The 23,453-nt window shown below is 38.6% G+C and carries 15 protein-coding genes and 1 pseudogene; 6 read left to right on the top strand and 10 right to left on the bottom strand.

Going from position 1 to position 23,453, the window contains the following annotated elements:
- Nucleotides 1–11 precede the first annotated feature (11 nt).
- On the bottom strand, nt 12–1,082 hold the full coding sequence (locus AB4133_RS06680; protein WP_372224114.1) for a diguanylate cyclase domain-containing protein: 1,071 nt from the start codon (nt 1,080–1,082) through the stop codon (nt 12–14).
- A 213-nt stretch (nt 1,083–1,295) separates the two neighbouring features.
- On the opposite strand from AB4133_RS06680, the pseudogene AB4133_RS06675 reads away from it, so the two are divergent.
- From AB4133_RS06675 to AB4133_RS06655, 5 genes and pseudogenes are all read left to right on the top strand, one after another.
- Nucleotides 1,296–1,514: pseudogene (locus AB4133_RS06675) on the top strand (nucleoside triphosphate pyrophosphohydrolase family protein); the annotation flags it as partial.
- A gap of 137 nt (nt 1,515–1,651) precedes the next feature.
- A complete protein-coding gene (locus AB4133_RS06670) occupies nt 1,652–3,988 on the top strand; it encodes a hypothetical protein (protein WP_004734928.1) in 2,337 nt (778 codons plus the stop codon).
- A complete protein-coding gene (locus tag AB4133_RS06665) occupies nt 3,975–6,314 on the top strand; it encodes a site-specific recombinase (protein ID WP_372224113.1) in 2,340 nt (779 codons plus the stop codon). The genes AB4133_RS06670 and AB4133_RS06665 overlap by 14 nt, the downstream gene beginning before the upstream one ends.
- The gene (locus AB4133_RS06660; protein WP_232288505.1) at nt 6,301–6,816 is read left to right on the top strand and encodes a hypothetical protein; all 516 of its coding nucleotides are present in this window, start codon (nt 6,301–6,303) and stop codon (nt 6,814–6,816) included. Before AB4133_RS06665 ends, AB4133_RS06660 begins: the two co-directional genes overlap by 14 nt.
- An 8-nt stretch (nt 6,817–6,824) precedes the next feature.
- On the top strand, nt 6,825–8,219 hold the full coding sequence (locus AB4133_RS06655; protein ID WP_004734925.1) for a site-specific integrase: 1,395 nt from the start codon (nt 6,825–6,827) through the stop codon (nt 8,217–8,219).
- 42 nt (nt 8,220–8,261) lie between these two features.
- Here the strand turns inward: AB4133_RS06655 and AB4133_RS06650 are convergent, their stop codons facing one another.
- From AB4133_RS06650 to AB4133_RS06620, 7 genes are all read right to left on the bottom strand, one after another.
- The gene (locus AB4133_RS06650) at nt 8,262–8,858 is read right to left on the bottom strand and encodes a nucleoside triphosphate pyrophosphohydrolase family protein (protein ID WP_004734924.1); all 597 of its coding nucleotides are present in this window, start codon (nt 8,856–8,858) and stop codon (nt 8,262–8,264) included.
- A gap of 165 nt (nt 8,859–9,023) precedes the next feature.
- Nucleotides 9,024–9,800, bottom strand: coding sequence for a M48 family metallopeptidase (locus AB4133_RS06645; RefSeq protein ID WP_372224112.1), 777 nt, complete (start codon nt 9,798–9,800; stop codon nt 9,024–9,026).
- Nucleotides 9,800–13,075 carry a type I restriction endonuclease subunit R gene (locus AB4133_RS06640; protein WP_372224111.1) on the bottom strand — a complete coding sequence of 1,092 codons (3,276 nt, stop codon included), beginning with the start codon at nt 13,073–13,075 and terminating at the stop codon, nt 9,800–9,802. Before AB4133_RS06640 ends, AB4133_RS06645 begins: the two co-directional genes overlap by 1 nt.
- Nucleotides 13,076–13,115: 40 nt before the next feature.
- Nucleotides 13,116–13,970, bottom strand: a complete 855-nt coding sequence (locus tag AB4133_RS06635) for a DUF6933 domain-containing protein (protein WP_372224110.1) — start codon at nt 13,968–13,970, stop codon at nt 13,116–13,118.
- A gap of 78 nt (nt 13,971–14,048) precedes the next feature.
- The gene (locus AB4133_RS06630) at nt 14,049–15,332 is read right to left on the bottom strand and encodes a restriction endonuclease subunit S (RefSeq protein WP_372224109.1); all 1,284 of its coding nucleotides are present in this window, start codon (nt 15,330–15,332) and stop codon (nt 14,049–14,051) included.
- Nucleotides 15,322–16,839, bottom strand: a complete 1,518-nt coding sequence (locus tag AB4133_RS06625; RefSeq protein WP_372224108.1) for a type I restriction-modification system subunit M — start codon at nt 16,837–16,839, stop codon at nt 15,322–15,324. Before AB4133_RS06625 ends, AB4133_RS06630 begins: the two co-directional genes overlap by 11 nt.
- Before the next feature lie 168 nt (nt 16,840–17,007).
- Entirely contained in the window at nt 17,008–18,234 is a 1,227-nt protein-coding gene (locus AB4133_RS06620; protein WP_372224107.1) for a chromosome partitioning protein ParB, read from the bottom strand.
- Between the two features lie 148 nt (nt 18,235–18,382).
- Between AB4133_RS06620 and AB4133_RS06615 the strand changes: the two genes are divergently transcribed.
- Nucleotides 18,383–19,573, top strand: coding sequence for a hypothetical protein (locus AB4133_RS06615; RefSeq protein ID WP_372224106.1), 1,191 nt, complete (start codon nt 18,383–18,385; stop codon nt 19,571–19,573).
- 490 nt (nt 19,574–20,063) lie between these two features.
- Here AB4133_RS06615 and drt3b read toward each other — a convergent pair whose 3' ends face one another.
- A complete protein-coding gene (gene drt3b / locus AB4133_RS06610) occupies nt 20,064–22,088 on the bottom strand; it encodes an antiviral reverse transcriptase Drt3b (protein WP_372224105.1) in 2,025 nt (674 codons plus the stop codon).
- Nucleotides 22,089–23,315, bottom strand: coding sequence for an antiviral reverse transcriptase Drt3a (gene drt3a / locus AB4133_RS06605; RefSeq protein ID WP_372224104.1), 1,227 nt, complete (start codon nt 23,313–23,315; stop codon nt 22,089–22,091).
- Between the last annotated feature and the right edge of the window lie 138 nt (nt 23,316–23,453).

The raw sequence follows: 23,453 nt of genomic DNA, 5'->3' as shown, positions 1-23,453 counted from the left end.
ATTTTCCGTATTTACGAACTTGCACGTTCTTGATGATATGGACGAGACACAAACTGATCTCGTCCATTTTGTTTGGCGATATATAAACACTCGTCAGCCACTTTGATCAAAGAGTCGAGTGCCGACATCCTTTCCCCTTTGGTATCCCCGGTACTCAACTCAAAATGACACGCACCGATTGATATAGTGACAGGCTTTCTATCCAGTGTGATTTTCTTCATCTCTTGCAAAAGAGTCATGAACTTATCTTCAACACAACTTGGTGTTTTATTTGGATACCAAAGAATGAACTCTTCACCACCAAAACGCGCCACAAACTCACCCTCTTGAGTGTTATTGCTCAGCACGTTCGCCACTTTCTTTAAGACAACATCGCCCATTTGGTGGCCATAAGTGTCATTGACCTGTTTAAAGAAATCGATGTCGACAACGGCCAAGGTTCCCTTTCCTAAAGAGCCTTTTAATTGCTCCACTTCTGCATTCAATGTTTTGAACAAGCAACGTCTATTTGGTAAGTGTGTCAGAGGATCATACAGAGCTTGATACTCCAATTTCTCATTCAGTTCTTTTAGCTTTCTTTCTTGCTGCCTTCTAACCAGCTCCACTTCGATCCATGACGCCATTAGTCTCATCACGTCGACATCGAACTCTTTAAACTCACGATGATAGGGAGCTGGACTTGAAAAGTTTAAGGTGCCATAAAGCTCATCATTAACGAAAATGGGAACCCCAATATAAGACTCCAAGCCAAAAGACTGGTAAGCAGGGTGCTTCGCATACTTATCGTGTTTACCACAATGCTCAATGCAGATAGGACCAATCGATTTACAGGTAATTTCGCAATAGGTTGAACGATAATCAAAAGTGTCACCGCTATTGAGTTCTACCCCTTCAGGCGTAACACAATGTTCAACAACATAAGTATTGCCATCGACTTTCGATAAGATACCAATATCAAGGTTGAAGCGTTCAAGCCCCATAATAAGCAGCTGAGCGATCTGAATATCGAAGCCCTTTCGATAATCATTGGTGATTTGATACAAGCGGCGTATAACAATTTCGCTTTCACTGGCTTGGTTCATAAATGGGATTCCACTACTGCTGACATTAATGGCAACATTAATATTTCGTATATTAAGAAGAGTAAAGTGTAAAAAAACATAATAATCAATTAGTTTGTATGCAAAATACCTCATTGGTCCAATGAATAAAAGTCGCGTTCTTCCACTTTGCGTTAGCACCCCATTCCTACCTTTGTTAAAATGGTCCATTAACGAAACAAAATGGATAGGAATATGAACCTTTCTCAACTAAACCAAGAAATCTACGATCACCTTTACCGCGACATTGAAGAGTTCCGCAGTACTTTTGATCTGCCGGTTGCTGCTCCTGAAACAATGGACGAAAAAGGCGATACGCTACATACCTCTCTAGCGATCGAAGAACTAACAGAACTTGCAGAAGCTGACTCTAAAATCGAACAAGCGGACGCTATCGTAGACAGCGTTTACGTATTTTCCTAACTTGCACTAATGTCAATCCAAGTATAAGTTACTGTTTTAACTGACTTAATTTTCAAAAAATCCCCTCTAAAAATTGACAACTGTCAAAATGCCCCCTAGTTTTTATCTATAAGACGAAGGAAGCACACATGGCAATTGAAACAAGATCTCTGAACTTCTATCCAAACCTCTACTGCGCTATTAACGATGCGTATCGGTGGTATATTTTTCATCACATATGTGACAACGGTCCTAGCAAGCAGCTACCAGAAACAATCATAAAAAATTACGCATGTTTTCTTCATGTAATCACTGGGGATAACAAAACGTTTGATAACTTGAAAGTACAAAATGATGCAGATCTATTGTTAACTCATATAAAATGCTATGTTGGTTTCTGCATTGAAGAATTAAAAACTGACGGAAGCATTGCATTACAATACGCTAGACGGATTTATGCTGCTCTAACTAAAACGTGTGTGGTTAAAGCAACTGATTTACCTATCTCAAAGGATAAGTTCGATAAGTACGTATCAATTTACCAACAGTACAAGAATGATAGCTTGGTTGAATACTACGAAGGTTGGAAGGCAACAACAGTAGACCAACAGACAGTCAGGCTGCATTTCGCCTTTTTACATGATAGTACAAATAAAGAGTTTGTAGACTTTATCCATCAAGCGTGTATTAATTATTTTGCAAAACACAAGAAGAATTTTGCTGACAGTGCTGTCCAAAATATTGTCAATTTATTCCAACAAATTGTTGATATATATAAAGATAGTGATTCAATAATACTCTCAATTTCCCCAGAGCATATCTCAAAGACATTCGAAACAATATTGCATTTAGACCTCATCGATGTAAGTAATAACGACAAACCCAACGCACTTCGTAACCTTATAAGGAGTAGATTCCCCTCAAAAGTTCGTGTATATCGCGATCTATTTATTGAAACTCACCTCATAAATGAGCCTAAAAGACAGATTATTATACCAACTTTAAAGGGGCTTAAGAATGCGGAACGATATCATTCTAGCGGAGGCGGGATATCGAAGGATACAATGGTTAGGTTAACCTCTGGTATACCCTTAGATATCCGGAATGAAGAGTCTTTCAAGATTATTAAAATGAGGCTAAAAGATGATATCAAGCATGTCACTCATCACTCATTTAACATGGTTCGCAGAGTAATCCATAAACATCATAGAATTCAGCGTGCCATAAAGTTAGGTGTTGTAAAGCCTCTTCCAAATCATGGTGCTAACCTAGATAGCAAGACTGGTGCAATAAGTTACCCTTTTGGGAAGAATTATTTAAATAATACCATTGCTACATTTTACAGTTATGGATTTAAGGGAGTTGATCACTATACCACTTTTCTTACTAGCAAAGATAACGAAATGACAGTGGATGAACTTGTTGAAGAACTTAATATCCCAACACTTAAAACAATATATCCCTTTCTACTATTAATAGTACGTGAACACCCTGAATTAGTACCCTCATCATTTGAAAGTTGGAATCTCTATGATTCCAACGGTAGGTTAACAGGGTTTAAAGAGTCGAATGGTGTCTGGCTTATCAGTACATTTAAACATCGAAAAGGAAGTAAGAAATCCGCACAATTAATCCCAACAACAAGACTATCTAAACTATGTGTAGAGGCGTTAATTGAACATACCAGATATTCTCGCGAATACCTAAAAAGCATAGGAGATACTAACTGGCAGAAACTACTGTTAGTCAGTAGAAGTATTAACAGAAAGCCCGCACCTATTAAATTTATCAGGAGAGAGCATGATTCCTATTATAACTTGTTCGACATTTTTAGTTACTCAATAATCAAACGAAGTGGTGCATGGAGAGTTAAGGAAGATAAAAGAGATATATTCGTTAGCCTTAGGTCTTTAAGGAGTTCTATCGCTGTATATAAATATCTTCAAACCAATTCCTTAAATGTATTCCATAAAACTCTTGGTCACACTTCATCATATATTGATTTGATAGATGCATACCTGCCTGATGTATTACAAAGATACGTCCAAGATCGAGACATTAGAATATTCCAAAACACAGTAATATACTTGGCAATGAAGGATAACAACCTACTTCCAGAGGTATTAGATGGAACTATTATCGATATAGATAAATTCTTTAATCAGCACGGTTTTAAAGTAGACATTGATGAGAAATATGAAGAAAATGAATTCAATAATCTTGAAATCATTATCACTGTACAACTTCTACAACTAATGCTGTATATACAAAGTCTGAATAACACTGACGCTGAAGAATTAGGACTTAGTCTAGTTATATTTGAAAAATGGAAGCTGTTATCCCTTTATGTGATAACACACATTAAATCATCAATAGATAATACAACGAACTTTAAAGTTGGGGATGACATTATTCAAATGTACAACGAGGCCTTGGGTAAACAGGTAGCGTCAATTACATTAAGGATAGAAAATGCACGCATATAACAAAATATTAAGTGGAGTTACTAGCAATAACATAAAGCATAAAGAACTGATAGCTAACGCAAGTCCATATGATACGTATAATGAAACTGTTAATCATTCAAATGAATTGATTGGAATATATGATCATGACATAGACTCTCCATTTTGGCTTACTTCTGATTTCGAAGATGATAGATGGAGCATTGACCTCGGTACGCCTAATATTAAAGTAATAGATTGGAATGAAATTTTGCTAAGTGATGGCAGTATATTGACTGATATAAAAAACAAAAAAACACTGAATTTTTTTAAATATCTAATATTATCCCCAAACTGTCCAGTTACAAATGGAGGTTCAGTAAAGAAAATAAGAAGCATATCGTCCAGCATAACCGACTCAATAAGATTGATAAATATAATATTGTCAAATGATAGATTGCTAAATATTGGCAAGTCTTACGACCGACTAAATAGTGATTTTATATTTTCAGCTCTATTAAAATATTGTCAAGGTGGGTTTAGCCATACTATCAATTACAATGAAAAGTTTAACAAATTCATTAAAAACCTCCCTGAGATAGCATTTGAAAAAGTTTCGTTAGAAACTTTTCTGGAAGAATACCCTTACCTATCTGATAATATAAATGTACTATTCAAATCCAAATTAGAAATAAATAACCATATCAATAACGCTTACAAGCTATATATTAATGGTTTTTACAAAAGATCATGGGACAAACAAGGGATTCTTGACAAACCCAACTATGCAACTGTTACAAATGCTATTTTTGGTAAAAGCATTATTCCATTATCTAGTTATAACAACATTGATACATTAAGTAAGTATGCAATTAAACCTCAAAAAAAAAGGCGTCAGTTTGAAGCTATAAACCACTATCAAGATAAAGGCTCAATATCGCAGTCTTCAGTTATGGCTCTAATGAATATTGTTCAACATATTCCAGTAAGCGCGCAACTTGCGAAAATAAATTATCTTGACGTTGATCCTTCACTCATAACATTGAGGAGACTGAAAGGTCTGCATGACTTCAAGCCTGTAGGAAGAACATTCAGTTTACCTCCTGTTTTTGTATTAAACTCAATGGAAAAAGCGTTTAATTTAACCCTGAGCGATAAATTTAGCAAGGATGACTTATGGTACCCTGATGTTGTATGCGAAAATGAACCCGTGTTAATTATCGATTTGCTTTACGATACAATTTTGAAATTTTCAGAAGAAACAAAAGGGTTAAAAAGTAATAGTAGTGCATACAGAAAAATAGTAAGCCAATCACTATTCATTAGTAATAAGTTGAGAGATTTAGGGTTTAACCATTTTATCCATGTCGACGAACCTGATCCTGTAAAAGTAAACTCTATCGTATACTATTATAAGGTTTTGATGGGGGCTATCTATGTGTTGACCGGGACACTCAATGCTAGAAGAGTTGATGAACTAACTAGCCTTCCTCCTGTTGGAAATTTAGAACCAACCAATAGAAACCCATGGTTAGAAAAAAATTCAGAAGAAATTTCTGATTACAAGTTGAGATTCTGTGCTGCAAAAACAGGTATTGGAGGAGAAATATCTTTACGGGATTACGTAGAGAGACCAACTCCTCTAATTATTGCAAAACTCATCTACAAAATAGAAAATTATAACGCTATTTTTATCAAAAAAGGACTTTGCTCAGTTGAAAATATTGCACTATTCAATGGAGTAGCATTCAACAATTTTAAATTACATTGTTTAGACACTAAGCAATTTAATGAGGCGATAAGCTGTTTTTGTGATTATATAGAAACACCAACAACAGTAGTAGACGGCGTAGTATATAGATACTACATCCTTGAACATGAGCTTCGCAGGTTTTTTTCACTCTTGTTCTTTTGGTCTTCAGGAGATGCAAAAATTGACTCCTTACGACATCAATTAGCCCACAGTGATCTTGAACACTTATATAATTACATAACCGAATCGGTTACTGGCGATGTACTAAATAGTACCAAAGCTACTTACCTAGCACACAAATTCAGAAGTTTGAAAAGTACAGACTTAGAGAAACTTAATGCAGCCCTTTTATATCAGTTTGGTGTCGATAGTATAAATTTTAAGACGATAAAAGAGTTTATGGGTTTGTATTTTACAGATAGCCAACTAGATAAAGACTTTAAGTTGAATCTAGATTCAGAACTTTTGGTGCAACAATCGAAACTAGAGGGGCAAATAAAGTATCTCCTTGATAAGGATATCATTACACTTGAACCTGAGTTTTTTAAGAACGAATCAAATGGTTCAACATTTAACTTTGCAATAAAAGTAAGGGATTTAGATGATGAATGGTAGAGAGATGAAAATTCAATCAATCCACAATATGATGAGTTTACTAGCATCGATTGAATCAGAGCCAGAAAAATTCATGAAAGACAGTGATTTAATTGCCATTATTTCATCCCAATCATCTTTAGCTAAAGCATCATTACAAAAAGAAGATAAATATGAATCAATTTATCCTATGGCATTAAATACTCAAAAGTCCTTGTGTCGTCAAGAGTTTATTGAGGGTTATAAAAAACTCGATGAACAAAGGTTAAAAGCTATAGCAGCAATACGTTATGCTAAAAATGAAGGTAAGGAGCATCGAAATAGAAGAGATTTTGATGACTCTATGCTAGTAAATAAACTTATGAGTGAGAACTCGCATTATTCTATAATTATAGACCAACTCAGAGGAGAGCTTAAAAAGGCACTATTATCTAGACCTGAAAATCCAGAACGTGCTTTAGAAAATATTAATAGAATTATAAACCTTAAATTACAACATGCAAAAATCAATGAAAATAGTTGAGGGCACGTATGACTGTTACCTATATTGAAAATCATGTCTTGTGGGATGGTTATAATCCAATAAATGATAAACTAGATACTCTTGACCCTATAAAAAGATATCCCTTTATTACTTATCCAAACGGATTTCCATGTTACGAAGCAAATCTCTACATACGAATGCTTGTGAAAAAAGGCGTCTCAACATTTGGTCGGAAAGGCGGCACACTGCACTCATATGCCTCTCAAATAAGTATTCTATTAGATTATACCTATAAAAACAATATAGAGCTATCCCAACTGACAGATGCTTATTTTACGAATTTTATTAATGGTCTCTCTGCTGAGAGACGGCGGGACGAAGTCACACCGAAAAGAAAAGCAAACACCGTGATTAGTATAGGTAAGAGATGTATAGCTTTCCTACAGCTTATACAAGACACGAATCACCTGAAGTTTTTCATTGGAACGACACCAGAAAACAATATAATAATTTCGCTTGTAAGCAACCGTCGAAAAATCAACGGATATTCTAGCACAGGCAATGAACCACCTTACAAACACACCTCTTTCCCAAACTCTAGTCCAAGAAGCATTAAGACACCTATATCAACAGAAGCAAATGATAAATTGTTTAATTATTTAAAATCTAACACCAACATTGATGTTAGAGAGCGTGACTTAGCACTTTTTCATGTCCTCGATCAATCGGGTGCGAGAAGAGCAGAAATAATTAATTTACGAGTATCCGATGTCAAGGCCGCATTAAGATCAAAAGATAAATACCCACGATTGCGTTTCATTACCTTAAAACAGAGAGATGCCGAGAAGTCAGAGAGATATGTGCCTGTATCTAGGGTATTCCTTTCCGAGTTATCAAATTATATCAGACTATACAGACGCCCTATTATCCACCGTTTATTGGGTCAAGCGAGGGAGAATGATCATGGTTACCTCTTCATAAGCACCACTAGCGGCAATCCGTTATCTGAAGATACGTTAACAACATACTTCACTATTTGGCGTGATATTCTCTGCATAAAAGAGGAACTACACGCACATTTGTTTAGACACACCTATATTACAAACAAGCTAATCGAAATCATTGAATCACGAGGGGATGTGAAAACTCCAGAAGACTTCCAGCGCTTGATAATCAATACTGAATGGTTTAAACGTGAGCTACAGGAATGGACAGGCCATAAGTATCTTTCATCAATGGAAGATTATATAAAACTAGCATTCGCTCGAAGCTTCAAATTTGACGCCGAGTATAAAGCTCTACAAATTCGGTCAGCTATTGAATCTACTAAAAAGGCTATCAAGCGAATCAAGTCAAATCTTAAAAGTGGCCTAATAACTGTTCATCAGTCAATAGAGGAGATGCAGAATACTTTATCTAGTTTGGAGTTGGATATTGAGTAAAAAAAAGGGGCAACTAAAGCCCCTGCTCTTTTCATAGGCCAATTAGGCTTCTTGTAGCACTTTTACAAGGTCTACAGGTGTATATTTGACTGATTTCAGAACCTTGCCTTTGCGGATCATTGAACCTGTTTCATCGGTTGAATCTTCGCTACACTTAATTAGGTATTTACCACTATCTGCGACAAAGACTTCACCTGCAATGCCACGATTTTTATAATGTTCAACGGTCGTCAAGGCTTCTTCTTCAGTAGAGGCTGCTTTAGTCATATTTGATGCGTGGATTGCTCTCCAACAAGCTTCGTAAGGGATCTCTAACGTTAAAGCGGTAGCTAGTAGAATATCCACCATATGAGCGACAGAAGAGCTTTCCATGTCGTATTTGCCAACTTGGGCTGTGCGACCTACCAATGTGTATACTGCATCTAAAATAGCGTCTGCTTGCTCAGCCTTATTGGTCGCTAAAGCTAACTCGACCAACTCTTCTATATGCAATGAATTGTGCACTTTACAATCATTAACAGAAATAGGATTGTTTACAGGAAGCTGGAATGTGTTTCTGAAGTCTTTGATATCATGGCACATCTGAAGCCAAAACTCTGGAGTAAGAGTTGTGAACTTATTTGAAAACTCTTGGAGCATAATTGTCTCTTTCAATTTCAATTTTTTCGAATTTTAACATATTTACAAGCTAATTTGTAATTACGAGGAGAGTCTAAAAGCTAGATCCTTACCATTTCACAGAAACTCAATTGATAAACAGCCTGAAAAATATACCAGTAACAGGCTACCTGTTTGATATATAACCTAATCATTCAAATACAACTCCGCCATGCCATCGAGCTTACTTTTCACTTCTTTCCAATGCGGCATAACACTGGTCAGCAAGCGCCAGAACTTCTCACTGTGGTTGTGCTCGGCGATGTGACAAAGCTCGTGCAGAATAACGTAGTCAATGCATTCTTTAGAAGCTTTAATGAGGTGTGGGTTTAGCATCAGGTTGCCTTTAGCCGAGCAGCTTCCCCATTGTTTACTCATGGGAAGAACACGAAAACTCGGGATACCATCAACCCATGTAGCTTGCGGCAGCAATTCAGATAGACGTTCATGGAAAATACGCTCCGCACGTACCTTGTACCAGTTACGCACTAATGCGCGAACCATGGCCGTTTTGTCATCATTAAACCGAGTTAAGGTGACCAGTAACTTGCCGCGAGTCATTTTTACTGTTGGTAGTGCTTCTGAATCATCCACGACCTTCAATACATAACGACGACCAAGGTAGAACTGCATTTCACCACTAACGTAGTGTTTAGCTTGAACGTACTCCAGATGACCACGAAACTCTTTTAACGCATCGTAAATCCACGCAGCACGCTTCATCACAGCTTGGTGAATGTCGTTACGCTCTGCATCTTCTGGGGCAGTAATCACCACTTCACAATTGGGGTGAACCTTGATGGTGATTTTGCGTTTCTTACCGTCTAAATGAGGTTTTCTGACTACTTCGTAGCACAAAGCTTCGTCGCCATAGACGAAGCTGTATTCTTCTTTGTTGCCTTCACTGGAGCTTACCGACGTCATTAATGATGCCCTGACACGCCAAGGCGGGTAATTTTGATGACATCAGTAATGATGGCTTGGGTTTTATCCATGCCTATCGCTTTGAATAACACAGGGATTAACTTACGCCGGATCTGATTCTCTATTTCTTGAGGGTTAATTGAAAACTCAGCAACTGCGGCAGTAACGATTTCATCGATTTGTAAAGCATAGTTAAAGCACTCGTCTTCTGACAAAACATTATCCCCTAAGTGATGAGGGAATAGACCATAGAATGCCTGTACGTGTCGTTTTATTTTAGGATCGAGTTCTGAGAAGCGATCCGTCGGCATGCCTTTCACATCGCGTTCTTTTACTTGTTCTTCAAAATCAGCAAATAGCAGGTATTGCTTTACAGGCGCATCGAACATCTCTTTTGCCTGCTGAATCGCTTGCTTAAGCAGTTTCGAGAAGTATTCTTGCGCATAAGGGTCATCGGCAAGGTCTTGTTCGATCATTTTAGTGACACGACCAGTGATCTTATCTTTTTGGTTGCGAGCTTCATCGTCGGTGAGTTGGTCAGGCTTAACACCCTTACCCATATTCCCAACTAGATAAGCACCTTTCGACTCTTCAATTTCAACACCTGCAATATGCTTATCCAACATGGTACGGATATTTTCAGCGTACTCATCGTAATCAATAGTCTCTTCGGCATCTTCACGAACTTGCTTACGTAATTCAGCCATGGACTTGAGCGTTTTCTTATAGAGGTCGCGCTTATCGTCAAAGCTTTTATCTTCAAAGTAAGTTGCGGATTGCAATGCCACTTTTAAACAATTTGAAAAAGCAGTGAGCGTAGAGTAGAAGTCATCACGTTTTTTCTGGTTGGTATCGGTAAGTTGCCCATCAATGGTATCAATTTTCGGAGCGAGCACTTGGCGTAGTGCTGGGCCATCTTGTTTGTTGGGTACTTCGGCAAAAATCGCCCACAGCTCACTGTATAAACCGGGTAGTTTTTTGTATTCCGTATCCATACGATTATAAAGACCTTTTAAGTCTTCAATATCAAAACCACCTTGGGTACGCTCGGCAAGATCTTGATAGTCGGCAATGGTGGCATCCAGCTCTTTCAAAATGCCACGGTAGTCGATGAGGTAACCGAACTCTTTCTTCTGATGCAGACGGTTTACCCGAGCAATGGCTTGGATCAGGTTGTGTTGCTTGAGCGGCTTATCGATGTAAAGCACGGTGTTCTTTGGCTCATCAAACCCTGTCAGTAGCTTATCAACCACGATCATGATGTCTGGGCCATTATCCTTACCAAACTCTTCTATAATATATTTGGTATAAGCTTTCTCATCTTGACCAAAATCAGATTTGAGTACATTCTCTTTCCACCAATTCTGAACGATATCCGTGCTTTCCCCATCAACTGTATCGTGCCCCTCACGCGTATCAGGCGAAGACATAGCAACAACCGAGGTTACCTTGCCTATTTTATCGAGAAGCTTCTTATATTGGATTGCAGAGGCTTTAGAGTCACAAGCAAGCTGACCTTTTAAGCCCTGACGCTTAAAGTTTTGGAAATGATCCGAAATATCATGAGCAATAAGCTCGATTCGCCCCTCAGTTTGATAGATCTGACCTTTCTGAGCGAACTTCCTCTTCAAGTCGGTGCGCTGTTTTTCGGTGAGCTTATCGGTGATTCGATCAAACCACGCATCTAACGCTTTATCGTTGGTGCTCAGATCTGGTACGCGCTCTTCATACAACAACGGAGTGACTGTTTTGTCTTCCACAGCTTGCTGCATTGTGTAGGAGTGGATGATTTTGCCAAACTTGTTTTCAGTCTTGTCATCTTGCAACAGCGGTGTACCTGTAAAGCCAATATAAGCGGCTTTCGGTAGAGCTTGCTGCATACGAATATTGTTCTCACCGTTTTGGCTACGGTGGCCTTCATCAACTAGCACAATCATGTCAGGACTGTCGTTGTAGCATTCTTCCAACTCAATCGCAGTACCAAATTTATTGATGATGGAGAAGATAATACGCTCATTACCTTTACCGATTTGCTCGGCAAGACGCCTCCCTGTTGTTGCCATCGAGGCTTTACGATCTTTTTCTGATAGCGCACCGCCAGAGGCAAAGGTACTCGCTAGTTGGTCTTCTAAATCAACACGGTCGGTTACGACCACTACTCGACATTTAGCCAGCTCTTTAATCCATATGAGTGCCTTCGATAAGAACACCATGGTAAATGACTTACCTGAACCCGTGGTATGCCATATCACACCACCATTACGTGCGCCTTTTTCATCAAAAGAGGTGACACGTTCAATCAAGGCTTTGATGCCGAATACTTGCTGATAACGGGCAACGATTTTACCGGCCTTCTTATCAAACAAGGTGAAGAGCTGGGTCATTTCCAATAGTCGATCATGGCGAAGCAGAGACACCAACAAACGGTCTTGGTCTGTCACCACTAATTCACCGCCAGCAATCAGCGATAAATATTCATCACATACTTTAGCTGGGCGATGACCAAAGATTCGATCTAGGCTGGTTTGCTCAAGAGGTTTGTTCTTTAAGCGCTCAAAAGTGGCTTCGGTGATCTCTTCTTCTTTCCACTTTGCCCAGAATTTACTTGGCGTGCCGCACGTTCCGTATAAGCCCTCGTGACCATTTACCGACAGTAATAGTTGGCTATAAGCAAACAAATGTGGAATCTCATCTACCTTTTGATTGCGAATATTTTGAGAAATTCCTTCTGCTACGGTCGGCTTACCTCCGTGGGACGAATCAGGACGTTTAGCTTCAATCACGACCCAAGGTAAGCCATTTACAAAGCAAACAATGTCTGGAATTCGGTTAGCAGTACCATGAGTATTTTCAACGACAAGCTCTTCGGTGAAGTGAAACTGGTTATTGTTAGGCGTTTGCCAGTCAATTACATTAATGGTTGGGTTGGCTTTCTTACCATCAACAAACTCGGTCACACCAATGCCGTAGGTCAGTGCGTTATAGAGTTTTTCATTCGCCGCTTTCAGCCCTTCATTTATGGCTAGGTTCGCTAACTCGTGGACAATCTTGTCGATAGCCGCTTCTGATAACGGGTGATCTTTGCCCATGAATGAGTAGGTTTTGTGTTTCAGCACATCACGTAAAACGTCAGGCAAAATAACCGTTGATAGGTTGCCACGCTTAACAACGCATTCGCTCGGTGGAATGAATTGATAACCAAGATTGGTGAGCAAGGTTAACGCTGGGATTTTGGCGCTTTGCTCTTCACGGAAGTTGGGTAAGTTGCCTGACATTGTTGTCCTTTATTTATCGTTTCGTTTTTGTTTTATGATTTTAATGTTGTTTGCGTTTCTTAGCTTGATTGAAGTCGATGACGTTATTTGGTAACACTTCATTGAACGTGTCAGGAGCAATCTCTTCGTTGTACTTATTGATCGCTTGGTTCAGTTCAGAATTCATTTCGTCAAAGTAGCCGTCATCTGGAATACCGCGCTTAACCATTTCTGCGTGCATCATCTGTCGGCGCAGAGACCCAAATAACTGACGTATCAGCTTATCCTCATTGTCGCCTAACTCGCTATAAGTCTGCATCCAATCAATAAACATCTCTTCATCAGGGTGAAAGTGGTCTTTCTTCTGTTTAGTCGAGCGAATCAAGCCATTGATCCACTCGTCAAAACTCGCCGACTGTTCATGCCCATCAGGTAGAGAGCCAACTTGATAAACTCGGTCTTCAAACTGCCAAGCGACATCATTAATGTGGCTCTGCACGCTACGATCACCACGTTGGCAAAAGATAGGCTTAGGATGAAGCTTGATGAACTCATTAAACATCTCCTCAAAGCTCTCTTCATCGCACAGCTCAAACTCTTCACCAAAGAACTGCATGTTGTTAAACAGTCTCTCAAGTAGTTGATTGGTGAACTCTGCCCAATCGCCCTTTTGAATGCCAACAAACACCATGGAATAGCGAGTTTCGACATGCATGGCGATCAGCACTTTCTTTCGTTGAACGTTTATCGCATGAACCAGCCAAGCACTAATAGGTGGTTGGGTGCTGAACGTATTTACGGGGTCTGAACCACTGACAGAATCCGTCGGCGGCGCTTCTAAAGGAGAGACTTTTTTGCCATTGCGTTTTACGGTGAAAAAGTCAGTAGCGGCTTTGGTACAGTTAAACACTAACATTGTTTCATACCTAGTTCTGATAGTGGCAATAATGTGTGGCGCACTGCGTCACACATTGGTCGAGAGCTAAGAGATGCATCACGCCGCGACTTCTTCATCCACTTTCACGCGGCGCTTACCCGTCAACAATTGTTGCATCAGTGCCTTCTTCTCTTGCTTAAAGTAAGCAAGTTTGGCTTGAAGCACTTCGATTTCTTTATCAGCAGCGGTAAGGACAGAGGCGATTTTCTGTTGTTCTTGCTTATCAAGAGGGCACTTAAACTTGGTTTTCTTTGCGTTTGTAATAGTGTAAGTACCGACTGTAGTGATTGTTGCTTGGTTAAGAATCTGATTTTTAACAAAATCACTATGGAAACAATAATCAAAAAACTTACTATCAATATTACCTAAGTTTTTAAACCAAAGTACGTTCCCATCCTTAAAGTAAAATTTATCACCAACGCCTACGAGGTAAGATATACCAAGCGTACCTACGCCACTGACTAACAGGTCACCTTTTTTTGGAGCACCATACTTTTCATTCAAAGAATCAAATAGCTCCTTAGAGATAAAAATTTCGCTACGGAACGCTTCTCTTTTCGCCAAAGAAACCAACTCTCTTGTACGATAAAAAGGAACACCTTCATCTCTCCATTCTGATTGCAATACACGTTTACTCGATCCAATATCGAAATACTGCTCGAATGTGTGTACCTCCCACTCCCCCTCAAACACCTTACCCGTTTCAGGATTCACCAAACGCTTCTTACCCGTCAAAAGCTGTTGCATCAGGGCTTTTTTCTGCTGCTTGCTGGTTTCAATTAGCTTTTCTGTGATGGCAATCGCTTTGTCCCAAGTTGAGAGGATTTTGGCGATTTTACGTTGTTCTGGGAGAGCTGGCCTTGGTAATTTTAAAGATTTCAAGATCTTCACTGTTAGCTGCGGTTGCGCACTCCCAAACATAAAACTTTCAAATTGCTTAATAACAAAACTTGAACGCATTAACTGGAGGGCAAAATTCTTATCCAGAAAGTCTGGATTCAATCGAATAATTATCAGTCCAGAATTAATTCTCGCGTTTTCATAAGAAGAAATGACACGATCATAAATGCATACGCGGCCAGTTCCGTTTCCTCTCATAATTAAAAGCAAGTCATCATATTTAACGACACCATTACCAAGCTGCTCATGTTTTTCTCTCGTTAAAAAAGTCTTTTTATCGAGCATCAAGCCATTACTGGATACATTATCAGCTCCGAGAAATAGACAATAACCGTCTTCTAAGTATTCGTCTTTTTTAGGATAGTTTTTACCTCTATCTCCATCTATTGTTTTTATTCCAAGTGACGAAAAATTACCGATTTCCCAACCATTAGGCACCATAACCCAACTCCTCTAGGTAACCCGCCATTTCTGCTTCTAGGTTAGCCAATTCGGTTTGTAGCGCTAAACGCTCATTACGTACGGCCACTAGATCAATCTCTTCTTCTTCCTCAAAGGTATCTACATAACGAGGAATGTTGAGGTTGTAGTCGTTCTCGGCAATCTCTTCTAGCGTAGCAAGATAAGAGTATTTATTCGTGGTTTCACGATCTTTATAGGTATCAACAATCTTTTGGATGTTCTCTGGTGTCAGTTGGTTCTGGTTTTTACCTGATTTGAACTCACGAGAGGCATCAATAAATAGCACCTTGTTATCATCCTTTTGCTTTTTAAACAGAAGAATCGCGGCAGGAATACCTGTACCGAAGAACAGCTTTTCAGGCAGACCAATCACGGTATCTAGCAGGTTTTCATCGATAAGTTGCTTACGGATTTTACCTTCAGATGATGCGCGGAACAGCACGCCATGAGGAACAACCACGCCCATACGGCCTGTTTGTGGCTTAAGCGTCTCAATCATGTGCGAGATAAACGCATAGTCACCTTTGGTCTTTGGCGGTACGCCACGGCGGAAGCGACCAAAATGATCGTTACCTGCATCCTCAAAGCCCCATTTATCTAACGAGAATGGAGGGTTTGCCGTTACCACATCAAAGTGCAGCAGGCCACCTTCTTTATCCTGAAGTTTAGGGTTACGAATGGTATCGCCCCATTCAATACGATGGTTGTCTTCACCGTGCAGGAACATGTTCATCTTCGCCAGTGACCAAGTTGAACCGATCGCTTCTTGGCCGAACAGTGCGTACTGCTTAGAGCCAGCAAAGTTGTTTTGAACTTGTTTACCACACTTCATCAATAGTGAGCCGGAGCCACAAGCAGGGTCGCAAATTGTGTCGCCTTGTTGTGGCTCTAGGATGATAGATAAAAGGTCAGAAACTTCTGGTGGGGTATAGAACTCACCCGCCGATTTACCGCTACCCGCAGCGAAATGTTTAATCAGGTATTCGTAAGCGTTGCCAATAACATCTAATGTACCAACGCGGCTTGGGCGAAGGTTTAACGTATCTTTGCCAAAATCTTCCAGTAGGTGACGTAGAATATCGTTCTTCTGCTTTTCGTCACCGAGCTTGTCGGTGTTAAAGCTGATGTCTTGGAAGACATTTTTTAGCTTAGTACCGTTCGCTTCTTCGATCGCGTGTAGGGCTTGGTCGATGCGTGAGCCGTTACCTGCTTCATGGCGAGCTTCGTATAAATCCCAGAATGTTGAACCTGTTGGGATCTTGAAAGACTGAGTTTCCATCATTGCTGCAATCAATTCAGGCTCGTCACCATACTCTTTCGCCAGATCATCCACTTTATCTTGATGCACATCAGAAATGTATTTAAGGAACAGCATGGTTAAGATAAAGTCTTTGTAGATGGATGGATCTACGGTGCCTCGGAAAGTATCGCAGGCAGACCAGACGGCTTTGTTAATGTCATCTTGATTGATTTTAGTGTGTGGCATGATTTTCCCAGTTAGTAGAGTTACTTACTTTAATACTGAGATTCTACCATTAAGCCAAGTGAAAAGACTTGATGAAAGTGATGGTTCACATCGTATTATTTGATATGAAAACCTGCTCATTAGGGCAAAAGAAATGGAAGAGCAAGAGTCGATCTTGCTCCTTCACGTTTACTTACGGATTATTTTCACATTACTTTGTTTTTGAATACTTTTGGGGACGGTTCCTTTTGGCACACATGGGACAGTAAAGGGTTCGTTTATGTTTCCTGCGGCAGGAAGAGGGATATTATTACCATCTTCATCTTTTTTGTACCTAGCAACTCGGCGTACCGCGATTTTATTACCAGCGACGGGGATGCCTAAGTGCATGTTCCAACCTTTGAATATGGCTGATAACTTGCAAAGTAAAGAGTAACTCGTCGATTCATGCACAAGTGACTGTAAGTAGTTCCTCACCTGATATTCGACATCGTCTTCGGACTCTAAACCCAGTGATGAAATAACTCTAGTAAGGTAAGTCTCTGGTGATAGTGGTAACTCTTCGATTTGAACTTCCGTGAGTTTCTTTTTAATTAGGTAATGTGCAAACGCATAAATCGGCTCAGAGGCTTGGCTCTCAAGCCTGTATCTTTTGACAACCTCGCTAACAAAGCTAACGGACAGTGCGAGTTCACTATTCTTTTCTACAAAGTCTAAGATTTCAGGCGGCGGAAAAGACGTCCCCTGAGTTCCACGAAACGAAAATGGATTCTTCGTTAACTCGAATGCCTTTGCGAGCATTGCAATACGAGAGAGTACGCTAGGATTAACTTTGACACCGGACATTGCCAATACTTGGGCGCGAGAACGGGTGTTACCCACATCAATATGGGCAAAGGACAAGTCATCGGTCACACCGTAAGTAACTGGAGCAATAAACCCGACTTGCGCATCACAGGCCGCTTCGAGGCGGTGGTGCCCATTCAGAATTTCTCCGTCACTAGAAATGATGATTGGCTCTCCTGTCAGACACCACTTTCTATCCTTCATCGCTTTACTGTAGTTTTTGACCTTATTTTTACTGATTGTCCTGTTCTTGTTCTCTGGGTTGATTATCCCTCGTCGAGAGTGTTCGAGCATATCTCGTGCTAGCTCAGGGCTAATGAAAATATCAACATGCTTTAACCCTGTACCCACCTCTCTAACCCCAGAATAATATTTAGATTTACTTTGGAAAACTTCAGATATGACATCTCTTGAAAGTAGCTGACTGGAAGATTCTAGCAATTGTCGTGAACTGGCCAAAAAGCTCAATTTTGGAGTGTCACCAAAACGATTAACTAACGTGTTTACGATAGATGCCTCTAGGTTTTTATCTGATATTTCATGTGTATTTTCTGGAGACTTATCTGTCATTGGGTAATCCTCATCGCTGGTGTGGCAATATAGTGTTTAGGAACAGTAATTGAGTTAACATTCACTTCATTATTGATCCGACAGCCTTGTCGGATCAAGTTTAGTTTTTATTTTAGACTGCGCTAGTCGAGTCACTGGATTAAAAAAATTGAAGCTTTCAGATAATAAACTCACTGGCATGTTGCTCTCTGCAAAAGGGCGAACACAAAAAACACTCATTACTACAATGCCCATGATTGAAGTAAGTGCTTATTTTTCTTTGACAAAATTGTTGCCAGAACTGAAGTGGGTTGCTGATGCTGCGGTTAATTCAACAAATTCAAATAAAGTACAAGCCATTCACGCTGAACTTGAAAAAGTCGTGATTGACAACGTGGTAAGCGCACCGCTATCGCTAACATTTGCAATTACGGGTAAGCCCAGTATTCAGAAGGCCTCTAGCTCGTTATCAACACTCAGTTATAGCCCCTCGAATACGTGCATTGTCGGCAATGTTTTGGGCTTGGTCGCCATCTGCAAAATTTTAGGAATAAAAACTTTTTTGTTCAGCTCAAGGTTAAGCGTTAAAGAGGCAAACCAGAAAAGCGAATTGAGACAACGCCTAGCGATGGAAAGCATAGAAATTCGAGTGATATTCGATGATGAACAGGGGTTAGATGAAAAGCATATCGTTGAGTTATTTAAAAAAAGCCAAGTGCTTGATTCTTCGTTAAGCCTTCCACACCTCAATGAAGGACAAAATTTACTTCCCGATGATCAGTTTCCTCTAAAACCCTTCATTGAGCAGTTAGTTCAAGAGACTAATATCGAATCATACGGTGGTGTGAGTTTTGACTCTAAACATGTAAAGGTTTCAGAGCGCTGCATCACGACTCAATATATTTTATTCAAATTGATCGTTGGTGCTGTCGCTGGAGTGGGCACTCAAGAATACAGTAAGATGTCTAAGGACGTTACGTTACCGAATGGTACAAGCCTTACTTCTGTGCTCAGTGATGGCTATGCCAGCAAGATTTCTACTTTCTTAAAGGCATGGCTTGAACCACAAGCTAAAGCATTCATAAATAGTCGTTCTGGTTATCACTTATCCCCACAAGTGTGGCAAGCATTAGGATTAACGATCCATCAGTTAGTTAGTGATGAAGCTTCGTTAAATGACCTACAAGCGGCAGGTAAAGCATTGGGCAGCCTTGATTACAGCAAGGACGCCAAGCACTGGGATAGTTGCTCGGCAATGGAATTGGATGCTAAGGGGCGTATTTATAAGAATGCTGCGAGTTCGACGAGACTGTTTCGGGTTGGGCTGTGTGAGTATTTTGTTGCAGTAACTGGCTATTAACTCAACATAAAAAAGGCATGAATAACCCAGTATTATTCTTGGAAGAATACATGTCGCCGCACACAGGCTCCCAAACTCAATTCCTGCACACTTTTGGACATGAATGAGCTAATCTTTCAATCTAGTTTAGTTACGTTAGATTCGGAAAAGTCAGTCAAAATCTCAAGTGGCAAAATGCAAGATCTGACCCTAAATTTCCTATTGATGCTTGAAGACAAAGAGGAGATATAATAGGTGCGGTGGGAAAAGGTCACGCTTCAACATCTGGTGTGTGGCACCTTTCAGCGCTCTCAGGCAATTGCTCATGAGGGGCTTGCGGCCCAAATGACGTCCCGTCTCCGGTAAATCATCACTGTTTTCAATAACCGAATGTCGTCCCACGCCCCATCCAACAACTTGAATCAAGTAACCTGTCATCAGCGTAGCATTCAAGGGCAGGAGTCGAAGAAGTAATATGGCGTGACCTCCACCACATCCATAATCTATAGCATTAGTATTGAGATTTCAATTCATTACGTTCAATTAGTTGCTTGATATTTAGATTTTTCCAGTTTACAAACCAATACACACTATCGATAGCAACAAGATATGACCGTAAACATTGTTCCGAAGGTTTTGGGGCAGCAATCCCATCGTAAATAATGGAGAGCAGCTTTACCCTTTGAGGCTCAGATAAGTAAGGACAAGCAATTAAATCAAGGAGCATATGAACACGCTCTGAGTCGTTTTCTATCTTTTCGAACGAAGAGAGCCTTTCAATAGCAAAGTCTACAACTTGGCTCTGAATATCAAGGTATTCCTGATGATTTTTAAAATAATAAAGCAAAGAAATCACTTCGAAATAATTAAGCTTATAAGAGGTCTGTACTAGATCAACGAAGTAAGACTCTGGAAGTCGAAAACAATCACCAAAGTCACTAGTTGATAAAATTATATTCAAACGCTCGATCGAAAGATAACCTTTCCGTTTTCCGTTTTTATTTCTATCAAAGGTGAAATCTATAATTGAACTAGTAATCAGCAGTTTTATTTGAGGGTCAAATGTAGATAGTGATTGATTTGATTTAAAAAAATCCATTAACGAAACTATAACTTTTGCTATTTTATTGGATGCATTTACCGTTGGGTGAACCTTATAATAGAACAACATCAACTCGATCATTATTTCAACATTTGCTACAAATATACCTGCCTTCCCACCTTGTTCAATATACTCTGAATAGCAATTCATTGCAGCTTCGATTCTTTTTGAAAAGAATGAAACCAAATATGATGAAACTTCTGAATAGCCGTTTTTATTACTTGTTAATGCAACGAGCCTAACTTCATTCATGAACTTATTCATGAAGTTGTGCTTTTTGTATATTTTAGCAGGGAAGTACTTTCTTGAGGAAAGGTGCTCTTTTGAAAATATCGTGTTTTCGAAGTAATCCAAACACTTAGACATCGAAATAATAATTTTAGATTTATCTGTACAGAAAGGACGCTCAAGTTTAGTCACTTTTTCAGAATTAATGTAAAGATTATACTCTGAAAGGCAGTCGCTTATAGTATTAGAAACGACAGTACATATTTCATCTGTCATACCAAATACAATATAGTCATCTACATATCTTAAAACTTGATAGTCTACCCTATTAACATATGAATATTCGCTCTTAAGAGTCTTCTCGATATTAATATCTATCCGTTGAAAAATAACCTCAGCAAATATCCTGCTAAACTCCGAACCAATAGGAATGCCATTTGTTTCATTGGCATTACTTCTTTGCATAGTGGTATCAAGTTTCTGAGCGAATTGGTTAGACCAAGAGACGTAATTATCCTTTATATAATCTTTATCTTTCGCAGCCCAAGCAATTGTATGGGTGTAGATACTATCGAAACAATTGGCTACATCGAGGAAAAACATAAACGGAAACTTAGACTCAAGTTCTTTATATAAAGGAGAAGAGTATAGCTTATGAATACGATTAAACCCTTTATATGAAAAATATGAAGACGCATGCTTTTTGTATATTTCTTCTTCTATTGTTTCTATTCTTATTTCTTTATAGGCATTACTCGTTACTTGGCTCTCACCCTTAATATAGAATGAATTACAAATCTTCATTGGGGATCTTATAGAAAAATCACTTTTGTCACACAAAGAGACCAAATAATCAGAATGCTCTCTATATATATTTGAATAGTTAATTTGAGATCGAGGATGGATCAGAGATAATGTTCTTAAACTTACATCATTCTTTATTATCTTATATTTAAATGGTGTTGTTTGCTTTAGCTGGTCTCTTTTTCTATCAGCTGCATTTAAAGAAGTGTTTAGTTCAGGATTTATCAGAGCCATGTAAATATCAGACACTACTTCTGTTTTACTATCAGAAACTGATTTTCTAACAATATGACCATTTATATATAACCCATCATTACTAAATATAATTGGGACATCTGCTGGGTATGTATCAGTCAACAATGCTCTAGAGTAATCTTTTTTGTCTAGCTTTATACTTTTCATTTAATATCTCCAAGCATTCTTGATCTCACCTAATTTGTTCGGTGAAAACTTCTTATAATTATTATTGCGATAACCATTCATGAAGGAAAATTTTAGTAACTCTCTTTTCTGACTTTTAGAGAGTGTGTTAGTAAAATTAGCACCACGTTTACATGCATAACCTAGAATTGTTTTTTTAATATATTCATCGAGTTCTAGTAGGCTTTCACTATCATCAGTTAAATTAACGTTATTGTAATATATTCCTGTTGCAATAATACGTTTCGATTTTTTATCTTTCATCAACCTATTTGACGTAAGAAAATCTAAACGTTGCTTTAATATTTCAAAGTTGCCATCTTTAGAGAAACAAAAAAGAGATCTTGAGATTCTTGTCTTTATCTTTTTCATTCTTGAAGTAGAAAGTGATATATCAACCTCACGAAAGAGATTTTTGTTTATTCTAGTCTCTGTATCCCTAACTGAGTAGTTATATCCAAGGTAATCAAATGTCGCTACGATTTTATCCTGCTTGGTTCTACTATCAACGAAAATTACTTTCTGTTTGTTATAGTTAAGAGAAAGTTCGTTTGGCAATTTTTCTTTTATACATTTCAAAAATATTTTTTGATCTTCAAATCCGGTAGTAATAATAATTATATCATCTACATATCTACAATAGAAAAAGACATCCTTATGATTTTTCATTTTTTTATCAAAATCACTTAATACTAGCTCAGCTATACTTGGACTAAACTCTAACCCTCTTGGTATACCTTTATTATCAGTTTGATTTAATCCTTTAACAATAGAGCTAATTAATAATTTCGTTTGATTACTGACTTTAATTTTTTCTAATGAGCTTTGAATGGTTGAATATTCCACACTTTCGAAAAATGACTTAATATCCAATCGGTATACTCGATAACTAGTACCTTCTTTCAGGTGTTGTACTAACTGTCTAGATATTTGATTTCTACTTTTAGATTTATCTAATACCTTTCTTAAGTTCTTTGCCAAATTCCTTGATATTAAAACTTGATCGAAATCTTTCAGTGTATAACAGCTTTTACCATTTCTTTTTATCTTCACAGTAGAGAAAGATAGTTCAGAGGATAAAGAGGAACTATAGGCCGAATCGATGAGCTTTTTCTTCTTTTCAGGATCGAGTATATCGACACAATTGTAGATATCACCTTCATAGATACACTGGCCTAAGGTTTTAGGTGAGATAGCCTGATCTGTCATTAGGTTATTCCAATAATTTCAATCGTTTTGGTACTATATCATATAACACACTGATAAATATCATGTTATATGCAATTTTCAAACTAGCTTTCTTGCCTATTGCCACTAATTACTTTTTGTATGTCTAAAGTTGCTGAT

The organism is Vibrio sp. 10N.286.52.F8 (genome assembly GCF_041468745.1).
Classification (GTDB): Bacteria; Pseudomonadota; Gammaproteobacteria; order Enterobacterales; family Vibrionaceae; genus Vibrio; species Vibrio crassostreae_C.
This window is presented reverse-complemented; position numbering and strand designations above follow the sequence as displayed.

Coding starts and splice junctions, on each gene's coding strand:
- AB4133_RS06680 (WP_372224114.1), bottom strand. CDS start 1,082: ATGAACCAAGCCAGTGAAAGCGAAATTGTTATACGCCGCTTGTATCAA.
- AB4133_RS06670 (WP_004734928.1), top strand. CDS start 1,652: ATGGCAATTGAAACAAGATCTCTGAACTTCTATCCAAACCTCTACTGC.
- AB4133_RS06665 (WP_372224113.1), top strand. CDS start 3,975: ATGCACGCATATAACAAAATATTAAGTGGAGTTACTAGCAATAACATA.
- AB4133_RS06660 (WP_232288505.1), top strand. CDS start 6,301: ATGATGAATGGTAGAGAGATGAAAATTCAATCAATCCACAATATGATG.
- AB4133_RS06655 (WP_004734925.1), top strand. CDS start 6,825: ATGACTGTTACCTATATTGAAAATCATGTCTTGTGGGATGGTTATAAT.
- AB4133_RS06650 (WP_004734924.1), bottom strand. CDS start 8,858: ATGCTCCAAGAGTTTTCAAATAAGTTCACAACTCTTACTCCAGAGTTT.
- AB4133_RS06645 (WP_372224112.1), bottom strand. CDS start 9,800: ATGACGTCGGTAAGCTCCAGTGAAGGCAACAAAGAAGAATACAGCTTC.
- AB4133_RS06640 (WP_372224111.1), bottom strand. CDS start 13,075: ATGTCAGGCAACTTACCCAACTTCCGTGAAGAGCAAAGCGCCAAAATC.
- AB4133_RS06635 (WP_372224110.1), bottom strand. CDS start 13,970: ATGTTAGTGTTTAACTGTACCAAAGCCGCTACTGACTTTTTCACCGTA.
- AB4133_RS06630 (WP_372224109.1), bottom strand. CDS start 15,332: ATGGTGCCTAATGGTTGGGAAATCGGTAATTTTTCGTCACTTGGAATA.
- AB4133_RS06625 (WP_372224108.1), bottom strand. CDS start 16,839: ATGCCACACACTAAAATCAATCAAGATGACATTAACAAAGCCGTCTGG.
- AB4133_RS06620 (WP_372224107.1), bottom strand. CDS start 18,234: ATGACAGATAAGTCTCCAGAAAATACACATGAAATATCAGATAAAAAC.
- drt3b (WP_372224105.1), bottom strand. CDS start 22,088: ATGAAAAGTATAAAGCTAGACAAAAAAGATTACTCTAGAGCATTGTTG.
- drt3a (WP_372224104.1), bottom strand. CDS start 23,315: ATGACAGATCAGGCTATCTCACCTAAAACCTTAGGCCAGTGTATCTAT.